Source organism: Peribacillus sp. NPDC076916, from assembly GCF_050269675.1.
Classification (GTDB): Bacteria; Bacillota; Bacilli; order Bacillales; family DSM-1321; genus Peribacillus; species Peribacillus aracenensis.
Genome location: NZ_JBNNIU010000001.1, coordinates 333,653 through 350,401 on the forward strand (window position 1 = coordinate 333,653; position 16,749 = coordinate 350,401).

General features: G+C 40.5%; 13 protein-coding genes. 2 read left to right on the forward strand and 11 right to left on the reverse strand.

The window, feature by feature from the left end:
* Positions 1-23 precede the first annotated feature (23 nt).
* The 4 genes from ACQKFG_RS01690 to ACQKFG_RS01705 all read right to left on the reverse strand — a co-directional run bounded on the left by ACQKFG_RS01690 (position 24) and on the right by ACQKFG_RS01705 (position 5,002).
* Complete coding sequence (locus tag ACQKFG_RS01690) at positions 24-797, reverse strand: SDR family oxidoreductase (protein ID WP_349729577.1); 774 nt, start codon at positions 795-797, stop codon at positions 24-26.
* Positions 794-2,023: an acyl-CoA dehydrogenase family protein gene (locus tag ACQKFG_RS01695; RefSeq protein ID WP_192203829.1), complete on the reverse strand. Its 1,230-nt coding sequence runs from the start codon at positions 2,021-2,023 to the stop codon at positions 794-796. The genes ACQKFG_RS01690 and ACQKFG_RS01695 overlap by 4 nt, the downstream gene beginning before the upstream one ends.
* Positions 2,024-2,127: 104 nt before the next feature.
* Positions 2,128-3,450, reverse strand: a complete 1,323-nt coding sequence (locus ACQKFG_RS01700; protein WP_427555707.1) for an ATP-binding protein — start codon at positions 3,448-3,450, stop codon at positions 2,128-2,130.
* 199 nt (positions 3,451-3,649) lie between these two features.
* The gene (locus ACQKFG_RS01705) at positions 3,650-5,002 is read right to left on the reverse strand and encodes a TrkH family potassium uptake protein (RefSeq protein WP_427555710.1); all 1,353 of its coding nucleotides are present in this window, start codon (positions 5,000-5,002) and stop codon (positions 3,650-3,652) included.
* A 243-nt stretch (positions 5,003-5,245) separates the two neighbouring features.
* Here ACQKFG_RS01705 and ACQKFG_RS01710 point away from each other — a divergent pair, with 243 nt between their 5' ends.
* A complete protein-coding gene (locus ACQKFG_RS01710; protein WP_034314196.1) occupies positions 5,246-5,437 on the forward strand; it encodes an alpha/beta-type small acid-soluble spore protein in 192 nt (63 codons plus the stop codon).
* A gap of 56 nt (positions 5,438-5,493) precedes the next feature.
* Here the strand turns inward: ACQKFG_RS01710 and ACQKFG_RS01715 are convergent, their stop codons facing one another.
* The 4 genes from ACQKFG_RS01715 to ACQKFG_RS01730 all read right to left on the reverse strand — a co-directional run bounded on the left by ACQKFG_RS01715 (position 5,494) and on the right by ACQKFG_RS01730 (position 10,493).
* Positions 5,494-6,798 (reverse strand): anti-sigma factor domain-containing protein, encoded by a 1,305-nt coding sequence (locus tag ACQKFG_RS01715; protein ID WP_427555713.1) that lies wholly within the window; start codon positions 6,796-6,798, stop codon positions 5,494-5,496.
* On the reverse strand, positions 6,795-7,538 hold the full coding sequence (gene sigI, locus ACQKFG_RS01720) for an RNA polymerase sigma factor SigI (protein WP_192203825.1): 744 nt from the start codon (positions 7,536-7,538) through the stop codon (positions 6,795-6,797). Before sigI ends, ACQKFG_RS01715 begins: the two co-directional genes overlap by 4 nt.
* 354 nt (positions 7,539-7,892) lie before the next feature.
* Entirely contained in the window at positions 7,893-8,675 is a 783-nt protein-coding gene (locus tag ACQKFG_RS01725) for a TerC family protein (RefSeq protein ID WP_192203824.1), read from the reverse strand.
* Positions 8,676-8,933: 258 nt separating this feature from the next.
* Complete coding sequence (locus ACQKFG_RS01730; RefSeq protein WP_427555717.1) at positions 8,934-10,493, reverse strand: aldehyde dehydrogenase family protein; 1,560 nt, start codon at positions 10,491-10,493, stop codon at positions 8,934-8,936.
* Between the two features lie 767 nt (positions 10,494-11,260).
* On the opposite strand from ACQKFG_RS01730, the gene ACQKFG_RS01735 reads away from it, so the two are divergent.
* Positions 11,261-12,454: an FtsW/RodA/SpoVE family cell cycle protein gene (locus ACQKFG_RS01735; RefSeq protein WP_427555720.1), complete on the forward strand. Its 1,194-nt coding sequence runs from the start codon at positions 11,261-11,263 to the stop codon at positions 12,452-12,454.
* Between the two features lie 107 nt (positions 12,455-12,561).
* Here ACQKFG_RS01735 and nhaC read toward each other — a convergent pair whose 3' ends face one another.
* From nhaC to ACQKFG_RS01750, 3 genes are all read right to left on the reverse strand, one after another.
* Positions 12,562-13,941, reverse strand: a complete 1,380-nt coding sequence (nhaC, locus tag ACQKFG_RS01740) for a Na+/H+ antiporter NhaC (protein ID WP_427555723.1) — start codon at positions 13,939-13,941, stop codon at positions 12,562-12,564.
* A gap of 490 nt (positions 13,942-14,431) precedes the next feature.
* Positions 14,432-16,006, reverse strand: coding sequence for a peptide chain release factor 3 (locus ACQKFG_RS01745; protein WP_192203821.1), 1,575 nt, complete (start codon positions 16,004-16,006; stop codon positions 14,432-14,434).
* A 328-nt stretch (positions 16,007-16,334) separates the two neighbouring features.
* On the reverse strand, positions 16,335-16,556 hold the full coding sequence (locus ACQKFG_RS01750; protein WP_427555727.1) for a hypothetical protein: 222 nt from the start codon (positions 16,554-16,556) through the stop codon (positions 16,335-16,337).
* Positions 16,557-16,749: the final 193 nt, after the last annotated feature.

Consider the following 16,749-nt stretch of genomic DNA (forward strand, 5'->3'; position numbering starts at 1 on the left):
CAGCCATATTTACTTATCTTTCATTACTTTGCATGTGAACCCCCATCGACAATCAAGATATTTCCAGTCACAAAATCGGATGCCTTTGAGGCCAGGAAAACCGCTGCCCCTTTCAAATCATCATCACTCCCTAATCTTTTTAGCGGCGTGGAATCCAAGATAGGATTCTTTCCTTGCTCAAGAACACCTTTCGTCATTTTTGTAGGAAAGAAACCGGGTGCGATTGCATTAACATTGATATTATGCTGACCCCATTTAACAGCTAAATCCTTCGTTAAAGTAATGACGGCCCCTTTACTCGTATTATATCCGACCGTATCGAGCACCCTCGGGTCGGTTCCCCCTAATCCGGCAACGGAAGCGATATTTATGATTTTCCCATGTCCCTGTTCAATCATGACCCTGCCTGTTGTCTGGCTCATGATAAAGGTTCCGGTTACATTGACATTCATCACCTTCTGCCATGCTTCAAGGGGCATGTCGATGGCTGGTGCCCCCCAGGATGCCCCGCTATTGTTTACTAAAATGTCGATGGCGCCAAATTCACGGTACGTTTCGTTAACAACTTCCTGTACATCTGACGGATTGGTGATATCACACTTCAGGGAAAGCGTCTTGACTCCAAGCTTTTCGATTTGTGAAGCAACTTCGTCGCATGCCTCCTTCTTCCGCGAACAAAGAACGACATTTGCCCCAGCTTCGGCAAAGCCGGTCGCTATTTGTGCTCCCAATCCTCTTCCTCCACCGGTTATGATCGCCGTCTTTCCAGTTAAATCGAATAAGTCGGTAACTTTCATATTTTCACCTCATGCTTTTGTTGGTATTTTCGAAGTTCTATCTTGGCAACTTGTGAGCGGTGAACTTCATCTGGACCATCAGCAAGCCTTAAAGTCCGTGCATTCGCCCAATGTGCAGCAAAAGGGAAATCATCGGAAATCCCAGCAGCTCCAAAGCCTTGGATGGCCCTGTCAAGCACATTCAAGGCCATATTCGGTGCCACCACTTTTATCATGGCAATCTCCGCCTTCGCTTCCTTGTTCCCGACAGTATCCATCATATAAGCAGCTTTTAAGGTCAGAAGTCTTGCTTGTTCGATTTCAATGCGTGAATCAGCAACCCACTCCATGATTACACCTTGTCTCGCCAATGTTTTACCAAAAGCGACACGTTTTTGAATGCGCTTACATAATTCTTCAAGAGCTCTTTCAGCAGCGCCGATCAGCCTCATGCAATGATGTATCCTTCCAGGTCCGAGCCTTCCTTGGGCAATCGCAAATCCTTTGCCTTCACCCCATAGAATATTCGTTGCCGGGACCCTCACATTTTCAAAAGTGATTTCGGCATGGCCATGCGGGGCATGATCATAACCGAACACAGGGAGCATTCTCTCGATTTTGACGCCCGGTGTATCCAGCGGTACAAGAATCATTGACTGTTGTTCATGCTTGGACGCCTCAGGATCCGTCTTACCCATGACGATGGCAATCTTGCATCGGGGATCGCCTGCTCCTGATGACCACCATTTTCGGCCGTTTATGACATACTCATTACCCGTCTTTTCTATCCTGCATTCGATATTGGTCGCATCGGAGGACGCCACTTCCGGTTCTGTCATCGAGAAGCATGAGCGGATTTCCCCAGCAAGCAAGGGCTTCAGCCAGCGTTCTTTATGTTCATCTGAACCGTATCTCACCAACACTTCCATATTACCAGTGTCCGGCGCATTACAGTTGAAGATTTCAGGCCCTATCGTCGACCTACCCATGATTTCACAAAGAGGGGCATATTCTAGATTTGTTAAACCCGCGCCATAACCGCTATCAGGTAAAAATAAATTCCATAATCCTGCTTCTTTTGCTTTTGTCGTCAATTCAGATAATATCGGGGGTATTTCACTCCAGCGGCTTTCCTGTGCTGCGAGCTGCTTCTTGTATATTGATTCATTTGGATAGACGTGCTTTTCCATGAATTCCGTTAACTTCTTTTCCAGATCTTTCACCTTTTGAGTATGTTCAAAGTTCAAATGAATTCCTCCTTTTAAACTAACTAACCGGTTAGTATGTTATTACTCTTAAATTATATACATAATATTCTGATTTTTTCAACGATTAAATCATTATTTTCTTGTCATTCGCGGCCATGCATCCAGACCTTTTCGTTCTTACTATTTTCCCTTTGTTGGACGGTTGGAAAGATACAAACTATTTTCGTACCTTTTTTCAGTTCACTTGTGATGAAAACCTTTCCGCCGTGCTTTTCGATGATTCTAAAACAAACGGAAAGACCCAATCCCGTTCCTGATGTTTTTGTAGTGAAAAATGGTTCTACTACTTTTTGAAGGGAGTTTTCCGGGATACCCTCCCCTTCATCCAAAATGCTCAAAAAAACTTCCCCATTTTTTTCATTTATGCCTACAAAAATATTGCCGCCATTCGGCATCGATTCTATGGAATTTTTTATCATGTTTATTAATACTTGCTTGATTTGGTTTTCATCAAAGTACATAAAAATAGGTTCTGAATCATAATTTTTATGAATTTGAATATTGTTCAGTACGGCATTTGTCTGCAACAGCGTTACGACATGGTTGCAGCTTTCCTTTAAATCCTTCTCAAGAAAAACCGCCTCAGCAGGTTTCGATAGCAGCAAGAGTTCGTTCAGCACTTGCTCGATTCGATTTATTTCCGAAAAAATAATATCATAGTATTCCTGCTTTTCGGAACCGCCATCTTTAATCAACTTCACGAATCCCATTATCGCTGTCATCGGATTCCTGACCTCATGTGCAATCCCTGCCGCAAGTTGGGCTGCCGTTGATAATTTGCTTGATGTGATTGCCAGGTGTTCGTTTAGGCTCACAAGCTTTTCCTCAGCATGTTTACGTTCATTGATCTCCGATAATATGCCCGCCGTCCCGATGAATTTCCCATCGTCATCGTAAATTAGTTTAACGAAAGCTTCAACCCAACTTGTTCCCTTTTTCGTATTCAGTTTTATGTCCGCACGAAAATATTTGTCCCCTCGATGAAAGGAGTCCTCAAAGGTCTTTAATAGGTCTTGATAAGAAGCGTTACCCATATGTTTGGAAAAGTGAAGCCCCAGGGATTCATTCACGGTTGCACCACTCATCGATTTCCAGGCCGGGTTTAAATACAACCATTTCCCTTTCTCATCCGTTAGGAAAACGACTTCATTGAAGCTATTGATCAATTCTTTAGAATAATTGGAGATAATGCGATAACGCCCTTCGCTATCCTGCAACAAAGCAATCGTTTTCCGGTTATGATCGAAGATGGCACCCAAACACCAGGCAATGGTTAAAATTACGATTACATATATTCCTGAAAAGGCGGAAAACCCTCGTTCTTCATGCCCAAGCCACCCTATATAGGGTAATATCAATATGAAGAAAAGGGCAGGGACAAAGAACCTTCCAGTATATTTCTTCAATTCTTCCACCTCCTCACCAAAATGATTTATACTTCATCCGAATGAACTCAAAGTAAGGGGGCAAATTAAGCATATTTTGTATGTTTAAATGGTTGAAAACTCTCACTTATAGGTAAATTTCAACATTTTGTCCATGATTCCTGCAAACAAAACAAAAAACCTTTCCTCGATGGAAAGGTCACTGTTCTACTTTAATCATTTACCCAATGATGACGCGTTCTTTAGGGTAATGGAAATTTTCCGTAACTTCTTTATGGCCAATGATATACAGGAGGGACGTTATCCCGACACGGCCAATGAACATAATGATCATAATGACAATTTTACCGGTATTGCTGAGTTCAGGTGTAATTCCCATCGAAAGACCGACTGAACCGAAAGCCGAACATACTTCAAAAATGATTTGCATCAAAGTAAAATTCTCAGTAATCGATAAAATGAAGACCGCGATTATGCAAAGGAGCGATCCCATGATCATAACTGCTGTCGCCTTTCGAATATCATCGGGATGAATCTCCCGCTTGAACACTTTAATGGAACGCCTTCCCCTCATGAAATTCCATAAAAATAGAATCATGATGGCCAGAGTCGTTGTCCGTATCCCTCCCCCGACTGAACTTGGGGATGCTCCAATGAACATCAAAATGCTCAGCAATAAAAGGGTCGGTTCCGAGAAATCGCCCACATTCATCGTTGCAAGGCCACCACTTCTCGTATTCGATGACATAAAAAGAGAATAAAAAAAAGATTCATGCCAGTTCTTACCTTTAAAAAACCCGTTCATTTCCAGCAAGTAAATCAGGATCGTTCCCCCAATGATAAGGGAAAAGAAAGTGACTGATGTCAGCTTCGTGAACAAAGAAAAATGAAACTTATAAGTACGGGCTTTATTGGATAAAAACTCTTTCAACTCAATCAAGACAGGAAACCCGATAGCTCCAAGGGTAAGCAGAATGATCGTGATGAACTGTACAAAATAATCGTCTTTAAATGGAATCATTGAAATACCGGTGATATCAAAACCTGCATTCGTGGTGGCACTTATGGCTAAGAACAAGCCATTTAAAAAGGCCTCTTGCCAGCTTGGAAAATAATTCAGAAAGTAAATGCCTAAAACTAGAGCGCCAATCATTTCAATTACGACAAATATCTGAATGATTTGAATCAATAATTTAACAAGCCCCGAAAGATTCGATTGGTTTTGATCTGTCATGATCAATTGTCTTTCCTTCAAACCGATTTTCTTACCCACAATCAACCAGAAAAACGTTCCAAGTGTCATAATGCCAATACCGCCAAATTGGAGAACAAACATTAGAATGAAAAAGCCTACCTCATTATACACTTCAGGTAAACTAACAACTGTTAGACCTGTCACACTAACTGCACTTACGGCTGTGAATAATGCATCCATGAATTTAAATTCCACGCCTGGCTTAAGAGCAACAGGCAGACTCAACAGTATGGTCGAGATACTTACGGCCAAAAAGTAATAACCGACGATAAGCTGAGCGGGTGTTAACTTTGATAATATTTTTTTGATAGCAAACATAAAGAGTTTCCTTTCTTACTCCTTTATAGTTATGCGAATCACATAACCATTAAAAATCTAGTTTACCCTTTTTTCATCCTTTTTTCATTCTTTTTTCCATTCTCTTTTAAAACTGACTTACTTACAACAAATAGGTAGGTTTACCAATAAGTTTGATGCAGCTCATATAAGTAAAACTCCACATTCTACTTATACTATCATTACAGCGGCAAATGCCGTTGAAAAAGTAAAGGGGAGATTCAAATGGCTAACAGCAGTAACAACCTTCTTGTTCCTGGAATCGAACAAGCATTAGAACAAATCAAATATGAAATTGCATCTGAATTCGGTGTACAATTAGGTTCCGATACTTCAGCACGTGCCAATGGTTCAGTTGGCGGAGAAATCACGAAACGTCTTGTACAACAAGCACAATCTCAACTTAAAGGTCAATAATTCTTATTACAATTAAATATCCATGGCTAAGAGTCCAGCTGTATGCTGGACTCTTTTTATTCATTATGTCCATTTCCGTTTCCATTATTGCCTTTACCCCATTTCGACTTGTCCCAATCATTCTTATCTTGTTTATTTTGCTGCTTATCATGGTGGTTATATTGCTTACCATGTGTATCCTGCCTAACCTGGTTATTCTGCTTGCCCTGGTTTTTCTGCTTGTCCTGGTTAATCTGCTTGTCCTGATTATCATGCCTGTCGTGCTTTTTTTGATCGTTATTATTCTTTTCTTTGGCTGATGGAACTTTTTTCACATCGAACTTTTTATTACTCTTATCATTTTTCTGCTTGTTCTTTGATTGGTTGCTGTGATCGCTATCCGATTTTCCTTTTGACTTGTTGCTTTTTTCCTTGTATACATTTATGGCATTCCGTTTTCCAATTGTATCTACCTGTTCGGTTTGTTCCTTAATTTTGGTAAATTGCGTTCCCGGTTCTTTTCTTTCAGTCGGTTTGGCTTCATTGGCTGGCTTTTTCTTTATTTCAATTGCATCATTCTCTTTTTTCTTTTCCCCATCCGATTTGTTTTCCGTACCCAGCGTTACGCCCTTCTCTTTCGGAATAACAACTTTTTCCTCTATTTTTTTATCCGGTGCTGGAGCAGACTCCCTCTTATTGACTTTTACCTTTCCTTTATCTTCATTCAACTTCTTTTCGAGATATCTACCCGTGGATATGCCTTGTTCCCTTGCTTGCTTCCGATCGCTTTTTGTTGCCTGGATCACTTTCATTCTTGTATCAGAAACATTATCCTGCTCAGATATTTCTTTTATTTCTTTTTTTAAATGCTTATCCAGTTCTTTATTTTTTTCCAATAACGTTGTGGAAACGACTATTTGTTTATTTCCTTTCATATATCCAAGTTGCTTCGTCGTTTCAACGATCCGATTTGTAACAGTCTTTATATTCTTGCCTTTCCAGTCCTTCAGATGATCAATCACAAGCTTGCCGTCTTCATTTAAACCGGTAAGTTTGAGAACTTCTAAATCATCGTCAAGCTCCAATTCAATGCTTGGATTCACATCTATCGTCATATATGCCGACACGTGACCGGAAAAATAAGAAGGAAGAATAGAAAAGAGTATCAAGAAGGTAGAGGCAATGCTTAGCAGGGCCGTTTTTTTGAAAGATGAATGAAAATTTGAAAAAGCTAAAGTGAACCTTTGGTTAGCAGGTGAAAAAGTGATTTCCTCGCCCACTTCATATACCCGTTCCTGCCTTTTGGTTTTCAGAAATTCACCCTCGGGGGTCAATAGGGTTACATATCGCTTATTAACTGAAAGAATAACTCCTTTTTTCATCCATCGATAGCCCCTTTTATATAATCATTCAAATACAAAAAATCTCCGTTTATTATGATTGCCACAGCAATGATGTATTTTCTGTTCCGTTCAATCGTTTTTCTGCTTACTTCCACTTTTCCCTCAAGCTGTTTTACGGGCAGCCGCTTTTTTGCAAACAGTGTTTCTTTCAGTTCGTCATCTTCCATTAACAATTTAGCGATCATGATAGCTCCCTTCCTTGCATCTGCATGTTTGGGAGAGTTTTCAACTAAATCCTCAAATGACAGACCAAAATCCTGTAGATGGCTAATATAAAGCTGAATTTCTTCTTTTCTTCTTTCCGATTCCTTCTGCTTCTCGTACTCATTGATCGAATTTTCATTATCGATATATATATGGCTTCGATCATTATCATCATTCAGTGATAAATCCAATAGTACTTCTTTTTGTTTGGATTGGCTTCTTAAATAATCTATAACCCTTCGTTTAACGAGGGTTTCGGCAAATGCCAATAAAGAACGGCCTTTTTCCGGGGAATATTTATCGATTGCCTCGTTAAAAGCAATCATACCAATACTGAATTCATCATCCGATTCGTATATGTAACGTTTGCAAACCGACGAGACGGTTTTCGCAATAAAAGGTTTGAATGACTCTATAGTATCATTTCGAAGGCTAATATCGCCTTGTTGAATTTTCAATACGGTTTCTTCTAAAGAACGCTTTTTTTTGAATGCTGTAAACAACAATCCAAGCATTTGCTCACCTCGCTCCTGTTGAACATAAAATACGCATCAACATACTTATCTTAAGCGGAGGGAGTCTAAAAGACAGTACCAAAAGAACTATTTTTGCGATTTAAATGAAATCACATAATATATCAACATGATAAAATACTTAGTTTTTTCTCGTTTATTACAGTGCAATTACAGTAAATTAACTTTTTCCAGATTTTCGTCCAATACAATGGGACAATTGTCATTTTTATAACCGGAATTTAATATTCACATCTTTTAACATATCATACGTAAACATACCTGTGCTTTTGAGGGTCATCTCCATAAATACATTAAAAAGCAAAAAAAATAGGCGTGCCCAACACGCCTGTTTTTTTAAGCTCCCTGTATTTTTTCCTCTTCTTTTTCTTTTTTTTCTTTTTTGCTTGAGATGATCCATGCACCTGCTGCAATTCCAATCAATACAGTCCAGAAAATCGATTTCCAAAGAGTTGATTCAGGGAAATGATGATCGATGACAGCCAGTGAAGGGTGTGCGAGTGTGTGTACCGCCAATTTCACTCCAACCCAACCCACAATCAAAAATGCCGCCATTTCAAGTGAAGGACGCTGATGAAGCAACTTCACGAATGCAGTTGCTGCAAATCGCATAATGACCAATCCGATCAAACCTCCGAGGAACATGACAGCGAATTGCCCTCCGTCAATACCGCCGACTTTCATCCAGCCTGTTGCAGGAAGTGTAACAGCCAGTGCGACGGCAGCCAACATGGAATCGATTGCGAAAGCTATATCTGCCGCTTCAACCTTTACCACGGTCATCCAGAAGCCCGATTGCTTTTTGGGTTTCGTGATTTCCTTCTCACCTTTACCAGCGTATTTTTTATAAATGTTCTGAAAAGCAATGAAAAGTAAATAAATCGCACCGATTGCTTGAACCTGCCACACATCGACAAGAAAGGAAATAAGGAATAAACTTGCAAAGCGGAAAACAAAAGCTCCCATCAGACCATAAAACAAGGCTTTTCGCTGTTGTTCTTTTGGCAAATGCTTAACCATGACAGCCATGACGACTGCATTATCCGCAGCAAGTATCCCTTCCAATCCAACCAAGATAAGAAGGACCCAGCCATATTCCAATAATATTGATGCTTCCATCCATTCAACCTCCAATAGTTAGTATTTCCTTCCTATTGGCATTGGCAAAATAAAAAGACCTCTGCCATATAGGCAAAGGTCTTGCTGAACATGAAAACATGTCAACAAAGCCGATGAATGTTCAACATCCACGTAATGACGACTTTGTTTTAGGGCGAACCCTAACGCTACTCCCCTTTGAAAGGAAAATCAGTTATTAAGTATATTAATAGTATACGCGCGAGTTATGAAAATAACAATCTTTTTTATAAATGGATTTCATTTTCGATTCCCTTTTGATAATTTAATCAATCGCAAATATTCTTTGCCGAAACGAATCCAGTTAGGTTTGGCAGAAAAGTAGTTCTGAAACAGCGATAAAAAACTCGTGTATTTCCCTTCATATGGATACCATTGTATTTCTGTATTGTTTTTACCTTTATCGATCATGATCGCTTTTTCATGGCAGAAAATCTTCAATCCATGCTCGCCATGATAGCGGCCAACCCCACTTTGTTTGGCACCGCCAAATGGTAAATGATGATTAGCAACCGTTATCAGCACATCATTGATCGTCACCGCCCCGGTTACTAACCGTGTCGCAATCCTGCTTGCTTTTTCCCTATCCATCGTCCAAACGCTGGAATTTAGTCCATATTCACTTTCATTTGCCAGGGAGATCGCTTCTTCCTCCGTATCGAAAGGTATAACAGGCAACACAGGACCGAACGTTTCTTCTTTCATGATTTTCATGGAATGATCGACATTGGACAGAATTGTCGGCGGAATGAAATGGGTCTGTCCCATTTCCCACTCTTTCGGAGGTGTACCGGTTTCAAGAACGGCCCCCTTATTCAGTGCATCCTCCAGGTGTCCAGCCACAATATCAACTTGTGCCGGGAAAGTCATTGAACCGATATCATCGTTCAATTGCACTCCCTGCCTCATGGACTTCGTTTTTTCTTTAAGAAGCATGAGGAACTCCTTATAAACAGGACGTTCCACATAAACCCTTTCAACACTCATGCACACCTGCCCACTATTTGTGAAAGCTCCCCATAGAGCCCCGTTCACAGCCCGCTCCAAGTTAGCATCACGCAGAACGATCATCGGATCTTTACCGCCAAGCTCCAGAGTCGTAGGGATCAGGTGTCTTGCTGCGACCTCACCAATCATTTTTCCAGTCCTTACAGATCCAGTAAAAAATATATAATCTGGTTTTTGCTCAGTTAATGCCGAACCCAATTCTTTCCCTCCATGGGCAAACTGTATAGTCCCTTCTGGGAAACCAGCTTCAAGAAACAGATTTTCGATGCACACTCCAACTAAAGGAGTTACCTCTGATGGCTTGGCGATGACTGTATTTCCCGCTGCTAAAGCATTAAGAATGGGTACCATGGAAAGCTGCAGCGGATAATTCCATGGTGAAATGACGAGAATCGTTCCACGGGGCATATAATGAATATAAGATTTTTTACCAATTAACATGAGTGGAGTGGTGACCTTCTGTCCGGAAAGGGTCTTCACGGCATGTTTCTCGATATGCTTGATTGCATCAATCGTTGGCATGATGTCGGCAACCAGCGCTTCAATTTTCACTTTTCCCGTATCTTTTGAAACGACTTCAGCTATTTCATCCATTTTTTCAACCATCAATAAACGAAGCCGTTTTAAATAGTGCAGCCGTTCCTTGATGGGAAGGTTCGACCATGATTGGAACGCATGTCTTGATTTCTTATATATATGAGGAATCGACTTCAATGGCGTTGGGACGATTTCCGAAATCTTCTCACCTGTTGCCGGAGAAAACACTTCCAACTTGTCATGTATTTCTTCCATAACTACTCCCCTTGCTTTACTTTATTTATATTGGTACTCCATATCATTTTTATCCTTGAATAAAAATCTACCCAGGAGTAATACCTTCAATGAAATGCAGCAAAACTTCTCGGCTGAAGTGCTGCTTCAATTCCACGCCTTGATTTCCCAGGATGGTTTGATAAGAGCACCTGACTACTTTTCTTAAATAGTTCATAAACTTCACTGAACATACGAGGTTTTTCTTGAACCCTCTTAATATAATGCCAGAGACGCAGCAGCCTGTATAATATAATCGATTGGAACCAAGTTAACAACCGTAACCCTCTCTCCATAAAACCACTGTTTGTTCCCTGCAATATAATCGGGGCTAATATAAGTATACCTCTTAAGATGAGTAATTCCTTTAACAAATTCGTTTACAGTATCCGCGACATCACATCACGTTTTACAACTCATTTGGTGAAACCCATGAACTGCATCCCAGTCATCAATAACCTTGAATAGGAATCTCTATAGCACCGGTGAAATGGAATATATAGTAAAAATTTTCTGATTTTAAAAGGAGTATTCACGTTTGCCATCGAAGGTAATATATAGGAATCCAAATTCGGCCTTAAGCAAAAAGGAAATCCGGGAGACTAGTTTATCGGTTTTAGTGTTTAATATTGGGTAATGGAGGATAAATTCATATTATCTAATATAAATTATTATCTATATAACCGATTTTCCGTTACTATATAAGAAGGCGATTTTTTCGCGCATACATATTTGAGGTGAGCGCACAAGTGAAAAGAATAATTAAAGCATACGACTTCCCTATTTTCATCGCTGTCGTATTACTCTGTTTGTTTGGTTTAGTCATGATTTACAGTTCGAGCATGATTACTGCTGTTGCTCGATACGGTCAGCCCATGGATTTCTTTTTTGAGAAACAAAAAACGGCCTTTCTCATTTCATTCCTGGCAATGATCGTCACGATGATTCTTCCTTATAAGATGTACAAAAACAAAATGTTCTTGATGTCTATGATGTTTGGAATGGCCGGTATCCTTTTGATGCTATTTTTCTTCGGCCATACAGCTGGAAATGCCACAAGCTGGTTCAAGTTAGGGACAAAATCGATTCAACCCGCGGAATTTTCCAAATTGGCGATGATCATTTATCTGGCAGCCATTTACGGAAAAAGGCAGGATCGAATCAATAGTATTGATAAAGCCGTCATCCCCCCGATTTTCTTTCTGGTATTCATCTGTTTTTTAATCGGGATACAACCTGACTATGGTACGGCAGCGGTCATTTTCCTGATTTCAAGTACCATGATCATTTCATCCGGGATGTCTTTTAAGAGCATATTCAAACTTTCATTGATCACTGCGATATTCGTTGCGATATTCGCATTAGGAGTACTCGTGACAGGTAATTTCTCATCCGTCTTCTCTCAAAATAAGGTGTCTCGTTTTACGGGGTTTGCCGATCCATTTGGAACGGCAGGAGAAAGCGGGTATCAACTCGTCAATTCATTATTCGCGATAGGATCCGGTGGCCTTACTGGAGTGGGACTTGGTGACAGTGTACAAAAATACGGATACCTGCCTGAATCACATACTGATTTCATCATGGCCGTCATTGCAGAAGAACTCGGGATATTCGGAGTAGGGTTCGTTCTATTGACACTAGGTTTTATCGTCCTAAGGGGATATGTGCTTTCCGCAAAATGCAAAGATCCTTTTGGAAGTCTTTTATTGATCGGCATCTCATCCATGATCGGCATTCAAGTTGGCATTAACGTAGGCGGAGTGACTGGACTTATCCCAATTACAGGGATCACCCTTCCATTCATCAGTTATGGAGGATCTTCCTTACTGCTGCTCATGCTTTCAATGGGCATATTCCAAAATGTCGTCATGCGAATGAACTTACTTGAACAGAAAGAAAAGGTCGTGTCCATCCCAAAGGATGAGATTGCGTCTTCAAAATAAACGTAAAGTCCTATACCCCCTGACATTTCTGTTCATGTCAGGGGGTTTTCCCTATTGAAGTTCATATAAAAAAAAACAGGCAGTCGAAACCGACCGCCTGTTTTTTTTCATTTATAATGGATACCGATTTTCGTAAAGCCAGAAATCAGACTGAGCAAAGGACAAAGTAAGCAGAAGAATGCAAATGGGGCATATTCAAGGGTTGAAACACCCAATACCTGTGTCAGGAATACACCGCAGACACCCCAAGGAACCAGAGGATTCACAACTGTTCCCGCATCTTCAAGTACCCTCGCAAGCGTTTTGGGCTGCAAGCCTAAATCTTCATATTTCTGCTGAAAGGCCTTCCCAGGCAGTATAACTGACAAATACTGTTCACCCACCAGGAAATTCACGCTGATTCCTGCAAATACAGTAGCGGAAATCACTTTCGCTACACTCGTCAATGAATTCTGGACCGCTTTTAAAATAGAAGGGATGACCCCCAATTCGAACAATAGTCCGCCCATCGCCAATGCCAACAACACCATCGAAACGGAGAACATCATACTTTCAATGCCGCCCCGCGATAGGATTGAGTCAAGTTGATCCATTCCACTCTTCAGTACAAAACCCCCGTATAAGATATCCGCTAGTTTTGCAACGGTCAAGCTTGGCGTTTGTATGAAAGCAACCACGGCCGCCGAAATGATTCCTGCTGACAATGTCGGAATCGCCGACACCTTTTTCAAAGCCATGACTAGAACGATGACAAACGGAATCAAACTCCATATGCTTATATTCGTCTCCATTTCCAGGGCTTTGGTCATGGCTTCGATTTCCTCAACACGAGCCACTTTGACATTCGGTGAAAGGAAGTAAAAGCTGATAAGTGATATTAAAAAACCTGGAATCGTTGTCCAAAGCATATTATTAATATGTTCAAATAATGATGCTCCAACCGTTCCCGATGCAAGGTTGGTCGAGTCGGATAATGGAGACATTTTATCCCCAAGAAATGCACCGGAAATGATTGCACCGGCTGTGATCGCCAACGATAAATCCATCGCAGCCGCCATGCCTATTAAAGCAACGCCGATTGTGGCTGATGTTGTAAGTGAACTCCCGATGCAGAGCCCTATTAGCGAACACACCAGAAATGTGATCGCATAGAAATATTCACCAGAAATCCAGTCAAACCCATAGTACATGATGGTAGGGATCGTCCCGCTTGCCATCCAGATGGAAATCAGCATTCCAATGAAAAAGAATATATAGATGGCCCCCATACCAGAAACTGCACCTTTGACCATAGCTGACTCCATAATTGAAAATGGCAGCTTCTTGATCTTTCCATAGACAAATAGAAATAGGATTGCTGCTATAATTGGAATATGGGGGGCAAGTCCATAATGTATGATACCAGTTGCAATAATAAAGAATAGAACGGCCAAAACCCCAATTGCTTCAGGTAAGGAAAGTTTCAGCTTTGCATCTTCAAGACGCATAATGTATTTCCCCGCTTTCATGTTGTATATTCTCTGAGGTAAGGATCGGACCTTTTCACCCCTCATAATTACTGAAACGCTTTTAAGTACTAAAGTACTAGCTAAATATAAAGGAGTTTAAGGAGATTGTCAAAGGAATAATTTGGTATATGTTGATTTTTCCAATGATATTTCTCTAAAAAGACTTTTATGTGATTCAATCATTATCTGGGCTAATTGAAAGCCCTTGGTTGTCCCATCGTTCTTCGTTAACTAATGAACAGTTTTTTCTCATCATGATGGATCAGGATCATGTAGCCTTTCTTTACGGAAAAAGATGGTCAAACTGGACTTCGCGAGAGGGAAATATGATCTAAATATCGAAGAGGTCAAATATTCTGTGTAACCGCTTCAAGTACATTAAAAAATCAAAAGGGTTTCCGAATGAGACCATTCCGAAACCCTTCTGTCTACAAACTGAAAGCCCGTGTTCTTAACACGGGCTTCTCCATTATTTCAAATCCATTGGATTATATAATTCCACGTCAGGATTTTTATCTTGGAACCAACGTAGTGCAAACTCATTTTCAAATAAGAATGCATATTTGTCGAACCTGTCTTTAACAAGAATGCTTCTTGAGCTATGAAGGTTTTCATCAAGCTTTTCATCTTCAGCCCAACGTGTTATCTTACTGCCCATGCGCTCCATCACGACTTCAACATTGTACTCGTTCCTCATTCGATGCTCGAATACTTCGAATTGAAGTTGCCCAACCGCACCAAGCAGATATTCTTCCATCCGAACCGTTTTGAAGAGCTGTATTGCCCCTTCCTGTACAAGTTGGTTAATTCCTTTATGGAAATGTTTCTGTTTCATGACGTTTTTAGCTGTTACCCTCATGAATAGTTCCGGTGTAAACTGAGGCAGCTTTTCAAACTGGAACATGTCTTTGCTTGTTGTGATCGTATCTCCAATCTGGTAGTTACCGGTATCATATAAACCGATGATATCTCCGCTTACCGCTTCATTTACGGTGTTCCGATCATCAGCCATGAATTGGGTAGAAGAAGACAGGTTAATCGGTTTCCCTGTCCTGCTTAAGTTTACGCTCATTCCACGCTCGAATTTACCGGAGCAGATACGAAGGAAAGCGATCCGGTCACGGTGTTTTGGGTTCATATTCGCTTGGATCTTGAAAATGAAGCCAGAAAAATCATGACTCACAGGGTCCATTTCGCCAGACGTCGTCATCCGAGCTTGTGGAGCTGGTGCAAATTTCAAATAAGCATCCAAAAACGTCTGAACACCGAATGTCGTTAAAGCACTTCCGAAAAATACGGGACTTAGTTTTCCATTCGCAATGTTTTCTTCAGAGAATTGGTTACCCGCTTCCGTCAACAGCATAATTTCTTCCAATGTTTGCTCATATAGCTGGGAATCCTTAAGTTTATGATCCACTTCAAGTTCACCTTCGTCATTCAACGGAAGGAAACGCTCTTCCCCTTCGGTTTTGAACTGTTCAATCCGATTATTGAACCTGTCGTAAATGCCCACGAAGTCTTTTCCCATCCCAATCGGCCAGTTCATTGGATATGTTTCTATACCTAATACCTCTTCGAGTTCGGCAAGCAATTCAAGCGGCATTTTACCTTGTCGGTCCATTTTATTGATAAAAGTGAAAATCGGGATGCCCCTCATCCGGCATACTTTGAATAACTTAACTGTCTGATCCTCGATACCCTTTGCCGAATCGATAATCATCACGGCGCTATCAACAGCCATTAGTGTGCGATATGTGTCTTCACTGAAATCTTGGTGGCCTGGTGTATCGAGAATATTGACACGGAAATCATCATATTCGAATTGCATCACTGAAGATGTAACGGAAATTCCCCGTTGTTTTTCAATCTCCATCCAGTCACTTGTTGCATACTTCCCTGTTTTTCTAGCTTTAACTGTTCCGGCATCACGAATCGCGCCGCCAAACAGCAATAATTTTTCTGTCAAAGTCGTTTTCCCGGCATCCGGGTGAGAGATGATTGCGAAGGTCCGTCGGGATTGAACCTCGTCTTTTAATGTAGTCATAAAATGTTCCTTTCATTATTGGAGTAATCAAAAAAAATTTATAGGAGGTTTACTGTATTTTTTACATTGGTATGGCAACCTTTCTTTGCATGCAAAAATCCTGATCCTACACAATATATGTAAGAAAAAATATATCATAAGGCATGAGCCTTGGCTACTCTCATTCTTGTCAATCAACCTTTCTATTTTAACACGATATGAAGGAAAGATGTAGAGGTGAATGAAACACCATAAGAGGATTTGTTCAGATGGCAAAACAAAAGACGCTTAATCAGCGCCCCTTATCTTAATCCATATGGTTATCTTTCATTTATTCATCGTTTAACATTTACCTTGCAGTTTTAATCGCTTTTTGATTCCGCTTGTTCTTCCAGCGTTTTTTTACTTCCTTGAATATGATGGGAGCAGCAAAAATAAGGGCCTTTTTTAATAATTTCTTCATTTCATCAGTCCTTTCTTTCTTATACCTATACCCGATTATTTTCGTGAAAAACTTAATGCCAAATAGTTTTCCTGATTTCAACTTATCAAGGCTACTGTTCTTGGACATGGTAACCCTGTCAAATTTCTATCGAGGAAATTCCTGCACGGCAATACCGTTATGCTTCCCCTTATTAAACCTTACTAAAATTATTTTCCCTAAACGGGAATGTATAATTTGCTTCCATTTGTTTTATCCTTTATAAAGGTGGGTATATACTAAAAAACTGGAAATTGATCCAGAGGTTAGTGGATTACTTTTT

Coding starts and splice junctions, on each gene's coding strand:
- ACQKFG_RS01690 (WP_349729577.1), bottom strand. CDS start 797: ATGAAAGTTACCGACTTATTCGATTTAACTGGAAAGACGGCGATCATA.
- ACQKFG_RS01705 (WP_427555710.1), bottom strand. CDS start 5,002: ATGTTTGCTATCAAAAAAATATTATCAAAGTTAACACCCGCTCAGCTT.
- ACQKFG_RS01710 (WP_034314196.1), top strand. CDS start 5,246: ATGGCTAACAGCAGTAACAACCTTCTTGTTCCTGGAATCGAACAAGCA.
- ACQKFG_RS01715 (WP_427555713.1), bottom strand. CDS start 6,798: ATGAAAAAAGGAGTTATTCTTTCAGTTAATAAGCGATATGTAACCCTA.
- sigI (WP_192203825.1), bottom strand. CDS start 7,538: ATGCTTGGATTGTTGTTTACAGCATTCAAAAAAAAGCGTTCTTTAGAA.
- ACQKFG_RS01725 (WP_192203824.1), bottom strand. CDS start 8,675: ATGGAAGCATCAATATTATTGGAATATGGCTGGGTCCTTCTTATCTTG.
- ACQKFG_RS01730 (WP_427555717.1), bottom strand. CDS start 10,493: ATGGAAGAAATACATGACAAGTTGGAAGTGTTTTCTCCGGCAACAGGT.
- nhaC (WP_427555723.1), bottom strand. CDS start 13,941: ATGCGTCTTGAAGATGCAAAGCTGAAACTTTCCTTACCTGAAGCAATT.
- ACQKFG_RS01745 (WP_192203821.1), bottom strand. CDS start 16,006: ATGACTACATTAAAAGACGAGGTTCAATCCCGACGGACCTTCGCAATC.
- ACQKFG_RS01750 (WP_427555727.1), bottom strand. CDS start 16,556: ATGTCCAAGAACAGTAGCCTTGATAAGTTGAAATCAGGAAAACTATTT.